Genomic DNA, 15,489 nt, shown 5'->3' with positions numbered 1-15,489 from the left:
CATAATAAATAAACATAAAAAAAGCGCAGTAAATAACTGCGCTTAGTAACAGGTTTAGCTTAAATAATTAAAATTCAAAGCTTACTTTTGCATAATATGTACGCCCGTCAAAGCCATAAGGCAATGCACGTACAGGGTATTTAAACGCACCATTGGTAATAAAGTTAAGTACTTCGTCATCACCTAGCTCATCAGGTGTTTCATCAAATACGTTGTCGGCACCAACCGAAAGCGTAAACATCTCATTAATGTCATAACTTACGTTTACATCAACCAATACTGCTGATTCAACTGTACTTGTTGGTTTAAACGACCCCGTTGGAGAAAGCTCTCCCGGTAATGAAATATGGTCGTTACCAAAGTATTTTACATCGGTTTCGCCAAAGTAATTAAAACGAACTGTAGAAGTATATGCGTCGCGCGCATAATCAAATGTCAGCGTGGCACGCTCACTTGGCTGTCCATCAGTAAAAAAGCTACGTTGTAAGTCATCAAAGGCAACCGCTTCTGGAATACCTTCTTCTGCATTTACGTTATCAATTTTAGTGTCGTTCAAATTACCAGCAAAAGTAACACCCAAATTAGCCCCGTCGATCTCAGTACGATACGAAGCAATAATATCAACACCTTGCGTAGTAGAATCAACGGAGTTTGAGAAGTAATTAGCCTGTACTGCACCTGTAGCTTGAAGCGCAGCAAGCGCATCTGGGCTAAACGATACGTCGTCAGCCGATAACAAACTTCCTAAGGTTATGCGGTCTTTAATTTCCACACGGTAAAAGTCAACTGTAAGTGAAAGCTCGCTGCTTACATCGTAAACAAATCCCGCGCTGTAGTTAGTTGATATCTCAAGCTCTAAAGTATCAACCCCTAACGCACTTGGAAATGCCGTGCCTGTGTTAGCAGTAAACGACTGAGTTAACGAGCCATCCGACCCTAGGTTGGTTGTAAAAGCTGTATAACCGCTTTGCTGAAGCGAAGGCGCTCTAAAGCCAGTTGATACCGCACCACGAACAGCAAAGTCATCATTAAACTCGTAACGTGTCGCTAGTTTACCTATTAAATCGTCACCCGCATCTGAAAAGTCTTCAAAGCGCAATGCACCACTAACGTTCCATGCATCTGTGATCATCGTTTCTACATCTACAAATATCGCATAGCTATTTCGATCACTTTTATTTGCCGCTGCTGGGCGTAGGCCGTTGTAAGCCTGAAATCCACACTGCGCAAATTGATTTTCGTCATTGACTGACGGATAAGAAGTATCAGTATTAGCTAAACCACAGGCATACGACGCTTGGCTACCTGGTACTATTTCGTAATTTTCTTTTCGATATTCTGCGCCAATAGTTACGTATAGTGGTTCACTGCGACCAATATCTACAATGCCGTTAAAATCAGCATTAAATGTAGTTTGATCAAATCTAAATCCACCGGAATAGCCACCGGTTGGGCCTGCATTAGCTGCAATATCAGCATCGCTTGCATCAGGGTTATTAAATAAATACTCGGCAGCGTAAGACGCATTTAAGGTATTACGTGAGGTAAAATCGTATTGGTTTTCACCATATACAGCCGACACATCGTAAGTCCAATCAGGGTTTATGTCCCCTTTAAACCCTATTGCGAATGAAAAGTCTTGTGCTTCATTGTATATACGCGGTAAAAAACCATCACTGTATACTTGAGTAACGTTTTTAGACGCTTCGTTAAAGTTACGATAAAAACCATTACCTAACGCGCTTCGTTCTGAGAACCCACCAAACGAGTAAAGTTCGCTATCGCCAACAGGCAGTGCCATATTGTAAAACAGCGATGTGAATTCGCTATCAGCGTTACCTTGTCCCCAGCGAACATCTTCTGAAAGCGTTCCGGGTTCTACATTTAACTACCCCCCCGTATCGCGTTCTGCACGGTTAGTCCCGTCAGCATCACGGTATTCAAGTGATAAATTAATAAAACCACCTTCGTTACCTAACTCAAAACCACGGTTTAGACCTGCGGTAACTGTGTCGCCATCGCCTTCGCTTGTGCCGCCATACTGAACAAAGCCAGTTGTTACACCTGTTGAATTATTAAGTGATAGGTTAATTACACCTGCTATTGCATCGGAGCCATATTTTGCCGCTGCACCATCACGAAGTACTTCAACGCCTTTAAGCGCAGTTAACGGAATTGCGTTCATATCGGTGCCCGCAGCACCAGCCCCCACAGTACCGTTAAGGCCAAAAATAGATTGATTATGACGGCGCTTGCCATTAACCAATACAAGCGTTTGATCGGGTTGTAAACCACGAAGTGTAGCGGGTCTAAATAAGTCAGAACCATCTGACACCTGCGTACGCGAAAAGTTAAATGACGGTGCAGTAGCTTGTAGGCTTTGGCCAAGCTCAGTATAACCACCTTTATTTAAATCATCTGAGTCTATTAAATCTATTGGTGAAGATGACTCTGTTGAGGTGCGATTAGACACCCGAGAGCCTAATACAGATATTTGTTCAATATTTTTAGCAGCTTGAACGGGGGCTTCTTGCGCGATAGCAACGCCTGGTGCGCATACTGCAAATGCAACTGCCGCTGCAAGTGTATTTAAACGATATGTTGACATAGTGACGACCCTGTTTATGTGTGTGTTCTTATAGATTATTTAGCGATTTAGCATCGCCAATGGGGAACATCCTAGCAACATTACCAAATAAAAAGAAATGAAAAATTTTAAATTAGAGGCCTAAGTATGCAAATAAAATTCAACTTAAGAAAAAAACACACTAAACAGGCTGAAATTAACACAAATAAGGAATTAAAATTACAAAATAGATATTTAACACGCTATTTACAATGAGTATTTATTTATTAACCTATTCTTTTAAGGGGAGTGAGCATAAAATGGACGTACCTGTCTCTATTATGCTGTTAACTTGTATCTTTCCTGCGTGTTCTTGTACTATTGAGTGCACAAGCGTTAGCCCCATCCCACTATTTTTCCCTACTTCTTTGGTCGTGAAAAAGGGGTCAAACATCTGTTCTTGTACATGGTTTGTCATGCCACAACCGTTATCTTTTATCTCAATACAAATAAAGCTATTTTGTTCAAAAACACGCACTTCAACAATGCAACCTTTGGTGTCATTATGCTCACAGGCTTCTCGGGCATTAATGAGTAAATTAACAAAAAGCTGATTAATGGAAGCTAAATTACAATAAATAGGCGGAACATTTTCAAAATCGGTTTTTATAGCACACAGCGATAGCTGACTTTCAAGAAGCTTAAGCATATTTACAGCAATATCGACTACGTTCACGAGCTGCACTGCATGACATTCATTAGATTCAGAAAAATTAAGTAAATTTTGAACGCAATAGTTAACCTGCCTTAAGGTGCTCGCGCTGTCTTTTATTTTGGTCGACAAGTCATTGCCAATCCAAGCAAATGGGTGCTGTAAATTAAGTAAGTCGAGCTCGTGTTTAAACTGGCTTTCTTTGAGTTCACCGTTTAAGTATTGCTCGCTTATATTTAATAATGTGGAGATTATTGGGCTGCTATGGCTAAGGTTATCTATCGTATTAATTGCTTGTGACAATGGAGTGCTTATTTCCGAAGCCGCATCAACACTTAAAGTACCCAGTGTTGCCATTTTAGTACTTTGGACAAGCATTTTTTTATACCGTGCTAATTCGGACTCTTTTTCACTTAGTTGCTTTTGTAACGACTTAAGTTTTTTTTCATCGTTTAAACATACACTTTCTAAATGACTCTCTACTTCATTCATGCCAGTATCCCTATAGCTTGTATAACTAATATTTAGTTGCCAAACTGAAAATACGCAACCAGATCTCCTTTTTGTTCTGTAAATAAATGTGTAAATTGACGATAAACAGGCAGGTTAAGCTTAAAACACTTCCCACTCAAACGTATTTATTGCTTCACAAAAGGATGAACAAACCCCCTGTTGCTGACAACCAACAATAAGGACCTCGTTAGACTGCTTTTGAAATAACTTTTGATGAACAATATAAAGGGTATTACTCAAATTATCAGCGGGGGTTTTTAACTCATTGGAGTTTAAAATTAATGCGCACACCTGCGTACTCTGCCCCCATAATTTCATGATATAAGCAGATACATGAAGGTAATTTATACTTTGCTCAGGCTCAGTTAATTTGTGTTGGTCCGTCACTTCTTCAACATTTATTAATTTACCAACAAAACTCAATAGCGCCACTGAAAATAGCAAAGCCTGCTCTTTTAAGTTCATACCTATATGTTGTGCAAATTTTTTAACACAACTAGCATAATGTGTTGCAACATGTATTTGCTTTTCGTGATCGATGGCCGATATAGAAGGAGGCAAATTTTCTGCCATTAATAATGATGTACTAATTGACAATAAAATAGTCGTACCAAGGCGAGAAACGGCCTCTTCTATAGAGACTGTTTTACGTGTAAAGCCCAAATAGGCCGAGTTAGCAAGTTGCAGCAACTTAGCAACAATAACAGGCTCCTTAGAGACAAGCTCGGCTACTTCAGCTAGGTCGAACTCTCCACTATTAATAAGCGTATTGAGCTCTTGCAGCAGTGAGGGATAAACCGGAAAGCTAGACATTGCCCCCAGTTTTCTTCTCATACTTTCTGAAAACGGTAGTGCTTTTAATTCTGCCACATTGTTAAACAAAAGTATTAAATCTTCTTTATTGAATGGTTTAGCAAGGTACATATGCACAACGTTACATTGACGCATTTTTTCGGTTAACGACGGGTCCCCCGTGAGCAAAGCCCTCACTGGGTACGAATTTTCAATTAAACAGCGCTCTAACACATCTAATCCATTAACGTGCGGCATTAAGTAATCGCTTATAATTAGGTCTATTGATTTATTATTTTTAAGCACAGACCAAAATTCATTTATTTCACTCACCGTAATAACTTCAGCAGCGGGGTATATTCTGTTAATAGTTCTATGTAGCGCCTTTAATATAAACAGCTCGTCGTCAAATAAAACTACTCTCATTGTTTTCATTCATCACCGCGCACATTTGTATTTATCAAGTAATCATAAAACTCATCAGCAGGCAAAGGTCTAGAAAAATAAAAACCTTGAATATAATCACAGCCAAGTCTTTCTACCAATTTACATTCGTGAGCCGTCTCGATTCCTTCTGCTATCACCTTTAAATTAAGATCATGAGACATACGCACAATGTTTCTGATCATACTTTGCATTTCAAGGGATGAATCTAAACCACTTATCAGCTCTTTATCTAATTTTATGCCATCGATTGATAACTTTGAAAGATACGCAAGTGATGAATAACCTATACCAAAATCATCAATTTGGACTTCAAACCCTAAGCTTCTTAATCTGGTTATTTGCAGTTGGCATTTTGTTAGATCATCCATTAAGTAGGTTTCTGTTAACTCAAACTGAATGTTTGATGCGCTGAGGTTGTTCTCATTTAGAGACTCAAGCATAAAGTCTATCCATTCAGGGTCTTCTTTAATTTGCCGAGCAGAAAGGTTTATAGCGAGTTTACCTACTTCAACTTTTTGCATGTTCCATTGCTTAAGCTGTTTAAAACTTTGTGAAATTACAAATCGACTTATAGCGATAATTTGGCCATCACATTCAGAAATAGGAATAAACAAAGCCGGAGACACCCACCCATACTTTGTCGGCTCATACCACCTAATAAGCACCTCAGCACCACTTACCTTATGTGTTTTTAGATCTATTTTTGGCTGAAAACATAAACTAAATTCTTCGTTATCAATTGCTTTAAAAAGCAGCCTACTTAGTTCAAAGTTTTTTCGGTAATCGTTTACTAACTCTGCATCAAAGCGTGTAAAAAAGCGTTGCTGTTTTTTTGCTAGGTAATTCATGTTCAGGCTAAGATGATTTATAAGTTCCTTGCCCGACAAAACATCTTCAGGAAAAATGCCGTAAACCCCATAAAGCTCTAAACTCATTCCTTTATAACGCTGGGGTATCGCATCGCTAAATAAGCTCATTGTTTTATTAAGAGCGGCAAGTAATGTGGCATCGTTACTTGCGTGAGGTACAGATAACATAAACTGGTTAGAATGCTTTTGACACATTCTCACCTTTTCACCAAAGGTATTGTGCAATACTTTTGCAAGCAAATGTGTAAACTCGTAAGCGCTTTGGTAATCTAATAAATCAGCAATAAGTTCGAATTTAGCAATACCGATAAAAATAACCGTGTAGCTAGTGTTTTCACCTTCATACTCATTTAGCTGTTGATAAAAAGCAGGTTCTTTAATTAAAAAATCACCAAAGCTTTCTATTAAAAATTTGTCACTCGACTTACTAGGGTTAACCGACAGCTTAAGCAACTGACAAAAATCATCAGACCAATAACGCTCCAAAATAAACTCGTATTCTTTTTCGCTTTCTGCGCATTTACGAGCAATAAATAACATATTGGTTTGATTACTCAAAAAGGCCGTCAAGTCGTCTTTATTTGGCTGTGCGTCTATATTAATTATGTAATCATCAACAAAGCTGTATAAACCTGAAAACAAAGACTGCGCAGGCGCATTAAAACGGGTTATTTTACCATTTTCGTCTATTTCAATAAGCGCGGTAACGCTACCTAAAAGTAGTTGGTCACGCTCGTGCTGAGCAATACGCTTGCAATAGAGTTGTTGCGCTTGTTCAATGGTTGTTATCAGTTCATTTTCATTCCAAGGCTTTTGTAAAAACTTAATCGCCAGTCCTTGGTTAAGAAGCTCAACCACCGAATTAAAATCAGCATGACCACTAAGCACTATATTTATTATTTCTGGCCAGTGAATTTTAACTTCTCGAAGTAAATCAGCCCCAGTCATATTGGGCATTCGGTAGTCAGTCACAATAATAGATACGTCGCTTGTTTTTAAGTATTCAAGCGCCTCAGGGCCACTTTCGGCTACACTTACCTTAAAGCCGGCACGCTGCAATACACGCCGTAAAGAGCGCAAAACATTAACTTCATCATCAACCAAAAGGATACTAGGTTCCACTATTGGCTCCTATTGTTATTCAATCTTAAAAAAGATCAAAACAGCTAATACAACAGTACTTAAAAGGCCTGCCGTCATTAAAATGATAGGGTAACAGTAATTTACATTTAAATAACATGTAACCCTAATGCAAATATATCACTTGCTATCTACAAACCACCAACCCAACCATAAAGAATTAACATAATAAAAAATACCAATCCAATATAATTAGCTAATAATAAACAATACCAGCAACACTATTCAACCAACCTTTAGTCACAAAACATGCCTCTCTTAGCGCTGTTTTTTTAGCTCATGAACTTTTTGGGGTATTGAAAACAAACACAAAGCGACTGCCTTCACCGACTTTACTCAGTACATCAACACTTGCTTCGTGCTCTTCAGTGATGGTGTACACCTCAGACAAGCCTAAGCCAGTACCTTGCCCAACCTCTTTGGTTGTAAAAAAGGGATCAAAAATTCGCTCTAAATCAGACTCAGCAATACCTGCGCCAGTGTCTTCAATAATAAGCTTTATTTTGTCTTGTTCTTGCTTACACTCAATGGTCAGTGTTCCTCCAGAAACCATCGCTTGTAACGAGTTTAAAATAGTATTAAACAAGAGTTGCCGTATTTTACTGGCCTTACCCCATAAAAAAACAGGCTCTGCAGGGAACTGCTTTTCAATTTGAACTTTATATTTGAGCTCATTTTTTAACACAATCAAAGTAGACTCAATCTCAGCGCATAAGTCCACTTCCATCCAGCTTTCTTCATCGCTTAATGCAAAATCTCGTAAGCTATTAACAATTTTTTTAACTCGCTCTGCACCATCTAGCGACTCATCGAGTAGCTCCGGTAAATCTTCTAGTATAAAGTCAACACCCTGGCGTTCGTATACATCCTCAAGTAATTTAATAAAGCGATCTTCAGCCTGTTTTACAATGATTTTTTTTTGCGTCTGCGTTGTTTTTATTAGTTTTAACGCATAATCCTTGAGCGTTTCTAGGTTTGAGCTCACAAACCCTATTGGGTTATTAATTTCATGTGCAACCCCTGCGGCCAACTGACCTATAGACGCCATTTTTTCTGATTGCAGCATTTTCTTTTGCGCTACTTTTAACTCTTGATGCAGTGCTTTTAATTGTTGATGCTCGTCTTCTAGCGCATTTTTTAAATCAGATTGCTGAATAAAATAACTGGCCTCTGCGGTTACATCTGTCACAAAAATACTGACATGCGTAACCTCGGCATTTTCATTTGATAGCGGCATAAATTGCACATTTTGGTACATTTGCGATTCATCCCCTGTAATGGGTCGACTGCTTCGCATGGGGAATACATGGGGGCGTTGTTGCCAGTAACTAAAGCTTGGGTTTTTTAAAATAAATACACTGTCAATTTTACGTTTTAAAAAACGCGCTTGTTCTTCAAATACAGTTAATAGAGGTTGGCCAACTAAATCGGGTTGGCGAATAGTTAATCCACCTAAAAACGTAGGGTTAGCGAAAGTGATTGTCATATCCTGATTTATAATACAGGCACCAATAGGAAGTTGCTCAATGACGCGTTCAAACTCGCTTTTTTCCATCAATCCTCCAATAAGGCTTTGATTGGTATTAACAGCTGTTCAATAGACCCTTCACTTAAGCCAATGAGTATGCGCGCATCGAATTGCATTTGCTCAATAAAAAATTCAACTTCTATAATTAAAATAGACGACCACTCATTACTGTGAGCAGATTGCACCGGATAATAAAACGCAGGCATATTTAATTGCGTTGATAACTCAAGCTGACTGGTAAAGCCTTGTAGGCAAGCAGCAGATAAAATATTGGTAATTTCTAAAACAAGTTCTTCTGTTGCGGCTTCATCAAGCGGTAAGTCAAAATCCATTACTTCAGCCAACGCATTGCAACCGTCTTTATGCATACTCATTATCACTTCACCACGAATAGTGCCCGTGAACGACTGTCGTGCAAACCAGTTATTTGAAAGACTATTAATCATTCCCTGAAAATCTTCTGGAGACATTGCTTGAATAGCAGGAATTGACAAAGACACTTTGGTTTGAATGAGTCGAGCAAGCGCATCGGCCGCTTGCCCCATAGAAATGTTCATTATTTCTTGAAGCGCATCGCGCTCGTCTTCGTTTATTTCAATCATAACAAGCCAACATCCAGCAAGGTTTCGCGTAATTGGTCGGCTTTTAAAGGCTTTTGTAAAAACCTAAAAGCGCCCATAGAGCTAACAAGCGCCTGTGCTGCAGGTTGAATATCTGCGCTAATCACTATAACAATGGTTTTTTGATGCTCTTGCTGCAGCTCTTTTAGCACTTCAAAGCCATCCATTTGTGGCATTTGCAAGTCTAAAAACAGTACCTCTGCTAACCCGGCATGCACAGCATCTAGCGCTTCAACCCCATTTTTGGCTTCGTGAATTGTAATATCCCAATCTTCAGGAAGTGCGCGTTTAATTGTTTTTCTTGAAAGTGCTGAGTCATCAGCTATTGTAACCGGTATTGGCATACAGTCCTCGCTATACAATATTAGTACGTAACCTTCTGTTTTAGAGTAGAAGTAATTAGTAATTTCTGCAAAAAAATAGCCTAAAATTCGCTTTTTATGCTGGGTTTTAATTGTTTTTTTATGCATTTTAAATTGACGCTTTAATAAAGTTTGTTGCGATTAATAAAATCTGCCAATTCAGTTGTTTATAAGCCGAGGTTAGACTAAATTTAACCGTATATCAGATTTGGCTGGCTTTACTTTTATGCAAAAAACCTCTGAACTAGAAGAATTTAACAACAGACCTGCCCACATTTTATGCCTAGACGACGAAGCAAGTGTTTTAAAGTCACTTGTACGGCTGTTACGAATGAACAAATTTAATGTGGTTGTATCGACCGACGGACACGACGCACTTCAAAAAATGACAGCCACACAGTTTGATGTGGTCATAAGTGACATGCGTATGCCCAAAATGAGCGGCGCAGAGTTTTTAGCAAAAGCAAAAAAGCTAGCTCCTGATACTCAACGTATTTTGCTAACGGGCTATTCTGATTTAGAGTCAACGGTTAGTGCAGTAAACGATGGGGGTATTAACGCCTACATTCAAAAGCCTTGGCAAAACGATCACTTAATCGGTGTTATAAAATCAGCAGTTGAAAAGTTTCGCTTAAAAAAGCACAACGAACTACTTCAAGCGCATGTAAAAAAACAAAATGCGCAATTAACCGAACTGAATCAGTCGTTAGAACTCAGAGTAGAAAAGCGTACAAAGCAAATAAAACAAGTGCTCAGGCAGCTTGAAAAAGCAAATGAACGAGAAAAAAACGAGCATAAGTCTACCGTAGAGCTGCTCTACAATTTTATCAATGCAAACCCTTATCTCGATGGCAACAGAGCACAAAACATTGCCAATACCTGTACGCATATAGCCTTGTATCTAAATGCATCGCAAAAAAGTATCGAACTTGCGCCAACTGCGGGTTACCTAGCACAAATAGGATTGCTAGCCATGGACCCCGATCTTTATAAAAAACCAGTGAATAAACTAACCGAAGTACAACGCAAAACCTTTTACACACATCCAAGCACCGCGCAACTAATGCTTATGCCTGCACTGCATTTACACGATGTATCTGATGCTATTTACTATCAATATGAGCGCTATAACGGCAACGGGTTACCTAAAGGGCTTTCGGGTAACGAAATACCCATTGGTGCCATGGTATTAAGCGTTGCACGTGATTATTGGGAAGCTTATGAACAAAGTGTGGGCGATAACGAGGCCGAACATCACCAGCATGCACTCGACACTATAAAACTTTACAGCGGTACGTTTTATCATCCAAAAATTGTGCGAGCACTTGAAGCCAGCCACAACAAAATGAAAGAGAAGAAAAGCACAGCGGGTTCGGTCACTATTTGTAATGCTCAAGAGCTTAAAGAAAATATGGTATTAGGGAACTCGATACAAAGCCACACTGGCATTATGTTACTGCCCAAAGGCCATGTGTTTAGCCGTAAATCAATTGAAAAGTTACAACAACTTGAAGCAAAAAAACCAACCCCCTTCAGAATTATGATTAAAAGCGCTAAATGATTGATCTAAAGCAGGCTTTTTTTCGTTACAATAAGCCTAAAATATACATATAACTTTGCTTGAAGGAGCACAACGTGTCGCGATTTTCTGCCGTAACCGACAATCCCCACGACGGGCGTTTTAATCAAAAAACGGGAATACTGCTTACTAACTTAGGGAGCCCAGACGCCCCAACAGCCGCGGCACTGCGTATCTACTTACGCGAGTTTTTATCTGACCCACGCATAGTAGAAATACCACGCCTTGTTTGGATGATCATATTACATGGCATTATTTTAAGAGTACGTCCAAAACGTTCAGCAAAGTTATACAAAAGCATTTGGACAGAAAACGGGTCGCCTCTCACGCACATTACGCGCCAGCAAAGCGAAAAGCTCAACACATTGTTAAAGCAAAAAGGCTACACAAACACCGAAGTTGTTATGGCCATGCGTTATGGCAACCCTTCAATAGAAGCTGGCCTTGAAGAGCTAAGAGACAAAGGCCTTACACGCATAATTATCATGCCAATGTATCCGCAGTATTCAAGCCCTACAACAGGGTCTACATTTGACGCTGTATCAAGCGTGCTACGCAAATGGCGCTGGGTGCCTGAGCTTCACTTTATAAATGGTTACCACAAAAACACCACTTATATTGAATCGTTAGCTAATAGCATAAGCGAAGATCTAGCAGCCAACGGGATGCCGCAAAAAATTGTTTTTTCGTACCACGGTATGCCAAAATTATTTTTAGACAACGGCGACCCATATCATTGCCTTTGCTTACAAACAACGCGACTTGTTGTTGAAAAGCTTGGCCTTGATAAAGACAATGTCATTAGCACTTTCCAAAGCCGATTTGGTAAAGCAGAGTGGTTAAAGCCCTACACAGATGCAACGCTAGAAAGCCTGCCAGCCGAAGGCATTAAAGATGTGGCAATTATAAGCCCTGCTTTTAGCGCCGACTGCCTTGAAACACTAGAAGAGTTAGAAGGCGAAAACCGCGAAATATTTGAAGAAGCGGGCGGCGAAAAATACCGCTACATCCCAGCTTTAAACGACAGAGACGACCACATTGAAGCCATATTTGATGTGTTAAAACCAATGTTGTAATCAACTCAATATAAAAAAGGCGTTAATATTAACGCCTTTTTTTATGCCAATAATTCACAAAGAGGTTAAGAGACGCTGCGCTTTTAGAGTTAGTGAAAAGCCCATCATTTACAATGCCATGGCTGAATTTACCTGTAGACGCGCAGCTTGCTGGCGTTTAAAAGCAACGCTTTTACGGGGTATAAAGTAATTAACTCACCACCGAGAAGTGAAGGCCAGGAGAAGTGACCAAACCAATATTTTTTAAACTCTGTGTAGCGCAAAGCGCCTCGGTGTGCTCTGTGGTAATATTTATTTTTAAATAACAAGAAGCTACCGCTTCTATCGTGAGCAAGCTCTACGTCTACAAAAATAAACTAAACATTGGTATTGCTCTTCTCATTTACTCCTCATTCACTCCTCTTTGTGCATTACAGTTTTAAAAGCCAATTGATCACAAAGAGGGTAAGAGACGCAGCGCTTTTAGAGTAGTAATTAAGTGACTCGTTATTAAAACCAATAACTTAAATCAAGTAGCTTTGCTCTGCTCATTTACTCCTCATTCACTCCTCTTTGTGCATTACAGTTTTGAAAGCCCATTATTTCTAAATTTACTGGTAGACGCGCAGCTTGCTGGCGTTTAAAAGCAACGCTTTTACGGGGTATAAAGTAATTAACTCACCACCGAAAAGTGAAGGCCAGGAGAAGTGACCAAACCAAAATTTTTTAACTCTGTGTAGCGCAAAGCGCCTCGGTGTGCTCTGTGGTCATATTTATTATTAAATAACAAGAAGCTGCCGCTTCTAACGTGAGCAAGCTCTACGTCTACAAAAACAAACTAAACATTGGTATTGCTCGGCTCATTTACTTCTCATTTTATTCTCTTTGTGCATTACAGTTTTAAAAGCCAATTGATCACAAAGTGGGTAAGAGACGCAGCGCTTTTAAGTAACCCACCATCATTAACCCTTACGAGTGATCATTACTGTACATACGCCCGCTATAATTCCCCAAAAAGCAGATCCTACTGAAAACATCGTTAAATCAGACGCCGTAACCAAAAACGTCACTATTGCAGCCTCAGTATATTGCGAACCCGTTAACGCTTGCTGCAAACTATTTGCAATAGTGCCAAACAAAGCGATACCCGCTAACGCCAAAATAAGTGCCTGCGGCAAACTTGCCACCAAACCGACTAAAGTTGCAGCACACAACGCCATTAAAATGTAAAACACACCACCCGCAATACTTGCCCAATAGCGTTTATCCGGGTTTTTATCAGCCTCATCACTCATACAAATAGCCGCCGTAATCGCAGCTAAATTAATTGAATACGCTCCAAACGGCGCACAAAGCACATTTACTAGCCCCGTCACATTAAGCGATGCCGAAATAGGCGCTTTGTAATTATGCGCCTTTAACACAGCAATACCTGGCAAGTTTTGAGAGGTCATTGTCACAATATATAAAGGCAAACCAATGCTTATACAGGCTTGTAAATTAAACGAAGGCGCAATATAGGTAAAGTGACTCATTTTCCACTGCAATGCGCTAGTATCTACATGACCAAATTGCCACGCTAATAACACCCCCACAATTAACACGCTTAGCATGGCAAAGCGCGCAAAAAAGCGCTTACCTACAAAATAAACCAATACCATTAACCCTATAACTAAGGGCATATCATTCATAAAATTAAATACATCAATACCAAAAGTAACCAGCACGCCCGCTAACATGGCACAGGCAAGTTCGCTGGGTATTCGGTTCATTATTTTTTCAAACCAACCCGTTATACCAGACAAAAAAACCAACAACGCGGCAAACATAAATGCTCCAACCGCCTCGTTTAGGTTATACCCCTGTGCACTTGATATAAGCAAAGCAGCCCCGGTGGTCGACCATGCAATTAAAACAGGAACTTTGTAATAGTAAGATAAACCAATTGAGGTTGTTCCCATTACTAAACCTAGCATTAAAATCCAGCTCGCAACTAAATCAGGCGTCCCCCCTAGGGTGATCACAACCTGATAAATTAATGCAATGGAACTTGCAAAACCAATAATCACTGCCACTAATCCAGCGGTTGCTCGATTAAGTAATTGATCTGAAAACGCCATATATCCCTCTTGCATTTATTTTTATGCACACAACATACGTTGCTCATTTTTACAATGCAATTAACTATTAGTGTAAGAATCGTGAATTATTTTCATTTTTATTTTAAAAAGTTTTGAGCCTTTAAATTATTGCATTTTAAAAAACAAACAAGTACCTATAAAAGCGCCACAGGCCGCATAAAGCCTACAAAAAGCAATACCTAAAATGTACTAAAAATAAGCTAACCATTACTTTACAACAACTTAAAAAATCAAAAAACAATACATTAATACTATAAAGCCAAACTTGATCTAATCACTTACTTAGTATAAAACGTAACAAATAGTTAACCAAAAACACCAAAAGAGAAACAAATGAAGCGTTTAATCATTGCTGCCATTGCTACTGCGGTACTCGCATTTGCCATTTACAAAGGAATAATTGAGACCAAAAAAGCCGAGGAGCCTACTGCTCCAATAGCGATCGATTTTGTTCCTATTGATCTGCAAAAAACACGCACAACCAAAGCGCCTGTGCCTATTGATATGAGTAAAGACCCTATAAAAGCCACGCCTAAAATAGAACAAACAGCCCCATTTGAAAGCTTTGACGCGGTAAACCGCTTATCAGATCGTGCCAAAGCAGTACTTACCAATGCCAAAGTACTGCCTACCGACCTTAATAACGAGGCCTACATAGAGTTTGATCTAGCCACTTTACAAGCACTAAAAACAGGCGAAAACTTTGACTTAGCTATTCCACAAACAACCGAAACTTATACAGCCGAAGTCACTAACGTTATTGAGTCAGCCAATGGTGACAAAAGTATTTTTGGAAAAGTACTTGGCGTTGACGGACGTATGCACAACACGGTACTTACCGTTGGGAAAGACGCTATATACGGCCAATTTACCGCGCCTTCTGGTAACTACGTATTTGAAAGCAAAGGCCAATACGGCTGGATAGCCGCTAAACGCGATTTATATAAAAGCCATATTGAGCACAACGTAAGTGCCCCACAACCAAAAACCGATAACACTGGCGATATGTTTGCGCCTAAAACCGACGGCTAATCACTTATTCCGCCCGCTTAATTAAGTGCTATCGCGGATTGCTATTACCTAAATTTTTATATTAAGCCCCATTAAATGGCTGCTTAAGCGTGCTCGTTATGCTTAAGCAAAATTTAATAATAACTATATTAAC

General features: G+C 39.4%; 10 protein-coding genes and 1 pseudogene. 3 read left to right on the top strand and 8 right to left on the bottom strand.

Features of this window, described 5'->3' with window-relative positions; all coding sequences use genetic code 11:
- Nucleotides 1-67 precede the first annotated feature (67 nt).
- From ATS72_RS17145 to ATS72_RS17115, 7 genes and pseudogenes are all read right to left on the bottom strand, one after another.
- Nucleotides 68-2,608: pseudogene (locus ATS72_RS17145) on the bottom strand (TonB-dependent receptor plug domain-containing protein).
- 250 nt (nt 2,609-2,858) lie between these two features.
- On the bottom strand, nt 2,859-3,770 hold the full coding sequence (locus ATS72_RS17140) for a sensor histidine kinase (RefSeq protein WP_058429391.1): 912 nt from the start codon (nt 3,768-3,770) through the stop codon (nt 2,859-2,861).
- A gap of 120 nt (nt 3,771-3,890) precedes the next feature.
- Nucleotides 3,891-5,018: an HDOD domain-containing protein gene (locus tag ATS72_RS17135; protein ID WP_058429390.1), complete on the bottom strand. Its 1,128-nt coding sequence runs from the start codon at nt 5,016-5,018 to the stop codon at nt 3,891-3,893.
- Nucleotides 5,015-7,021, bottom strand: a complete 2,007-nt coding sequence (locus ATS72_RS17130) for an EAL domain-containing response regulator (RefSeq protein WP_058429389.1) — start codon at nt 7,019-7,021, stop codon at nt 5,015-5,017. The genes ATS72_RS17135 and ATS72_RS17130 overlap by 4 nt, the downstream gene beginning before the upstream one ends.
- Before the next feature lie 295 nt (nt 7,022-7,316).
- Complete coding sequence (locus tag ATS72_RS17125) at nt 7,317-8,594, bottom strand: PAS domain-containing sensor histidine kinase (RefSeq protein WP_058429388.1); 1,278 nt, start codon at nt 8,592-8,594, stop codon at nt 7,317-7,319.
- Nucleotides 8,594-9,169, bottom strand: coding sequence for a chemotaxis protein CheX (locus tag ATS72_RS17120; protein ID WP_006793514.1), 576 nt, complete (start codon nt 9,167-9,169; stop codon nt 8,594-8,596). The genes ATS72_RS17125 and ATS72_RS17120 overlap by 1 nt, the downstream gene beginning before the upstream one ends.
- Nucleotides 9,166-9,657, bottom strand: a complete 492-nt coding sequence (locus ATS72_RS17115; protein WP_006793513.1) for a response regulator — start codon at nt 9,655-9,657, stop codon at nt 9,166-9,168. The genes ATS72_RS17120 and ATS72_RS17115 overlap by 4 nt, the downstream gene beginning before the upstream one ends.
- Before the next feature lie 118 nt (nt 9,658-9,775).
- Here ATS72_RS17115 and ATS72_RS17110 point away from each other — a divergent pair, with 118 nt between their 5' ends.
- The gene (locus tag ATS72_RS17110; protein WP_033019531.1) at nt 9,776-11,110 is read left to right on the top strand and encodes an HD domain-containing phosphohydrolase; all 1,335 of its coding nucleotides are present in this window, start codon (nt 9,776-9,778) and stop codon (nt 11,108-11,110) included.
- Nucleotides 11,111-11,184: 74 nt separating this feature from the next.
- Nucleotides 11,185-12,204 (top strand): ferrochelatase, encoded by a 1,020-nt coding sequence (gene hemH, locus ATS72_RS17105; protein WP_006793511.1) that lies wholly within the window; start codon nt 11,185-11,187, stop codon nt 12,202-12,204.
- A 941-nt stretch (nt 12,205-13,145) separates the two neighbouring features.
- Here hemH and ATS72_RS17100 read toward each other — a convergent pair.
- Nucleotides 13,146-14,303 (bottom strand): benzoate/H(+) symporter BenE family transporter, encoded by a 1,158-nt coding sequence (locus ATS72_RS17100; protein WP_006793510.1) that lies wholly within the window; start codon nt 14,301-14,303, stop codon nt 13,146-13,148.
- A 354-nt stretch (nt 14,304-14,657) separates the two neighbouring features.
- Here ATS72_RS17100 and ATS72_RS17095 point away from each other — a divergent pair, with 354 nt between their 5' ends.
- Nucleotides 14,658-15,356 (top strand): hypothetical protein, encoded by a 699-nt coding sequence (locus ATS72_RS17095; protein WP_058429387.1) that lies wholly within the window; start codon nt 14,658-14,660, stop codon nt 15,354-15,356.
- Nucleotides 15,357-15,489: the final 133 nt, after the last annotated feature.

The sequence above is a fragment of the Pseudoalteromonas sp. 13-15 genome (assembly GCF_001468205.2).
Classification (GTDB): domain Bacteria; phylum Pseudomonadota; class Gammaproteobacteria; order Enterobacterales; family Alteromonadaceae; genus Pseudoalteromonas; species Pseudoalteromonas marina.
Note: the sequence above shows the minus strand (reverse complement) of the source record. Positions and strands in the feature narration are given on the sequence as shown.

What these genes read in the sequence shown, in the direction of transcription:
- ATS72_RS17140 (WP_058429391.1), bottom strand. Translation starts at nt 3,770, where the DNA reads ATGAATGAAGTAGAGAGTCATTTAGAAAGTGTATGTTTAAACGATGAA.
- ATS72_RS17115 (WP_006793513.1), bottom strand. Translation starts at nt 9,657, where the DNA reads ATGCATAAAAAAACAATTAAAACCCAGCATAAAAAGCGAATTTTAGGC.
- ATS72_RS17135 (WP_058429390.1), bottom strand. Translation starts at nt 5,018, where the DNA reads ATGAAAACAATGAGAGTAGTTTTATTTGACGACGAGCTGTTTATATTA.
- ATS72_RS17125 (WP_058429388.1), bottom strand. Translation starts at nt 8,594, where the DNA reads ATGGAAAAAAGCGAGTTTGAACGCGTCATTGAGCAACTTCCTATTGGT.
- ATS72_RS17095 (WP_058429387.1), top strand. Translation starts at nt 14,658, where the DNA reads ATGAAGCGTTTAATCATTGCTGCCATTGCTACTGCGGTACTCGCATTT.
- ATS72_RS17120 (WP_006793514.1), bottom strand. Translation starts at nt 9,169, where the DNA reads ATGATTGAAATAAACGAAGACGAGCGCGATGCGCTTCAAGAAATAATG.
- ATS72_RS17110 (WP_033019531.1), top strand. Translation starts at nt 9,776, where the DNA reads ATGCAAAAAACCTCTGAACTAGAAGAATTTAACAACAGACCTGCCCAC.
- ATS72_RS17100 (WP_006793510.1), bottom strand. Translation starts at nt 14,303, where the DNA reads ATGGCGTTTTCAGATCAATTACTTAATCGAGCAACCGCTGGATTAGTG.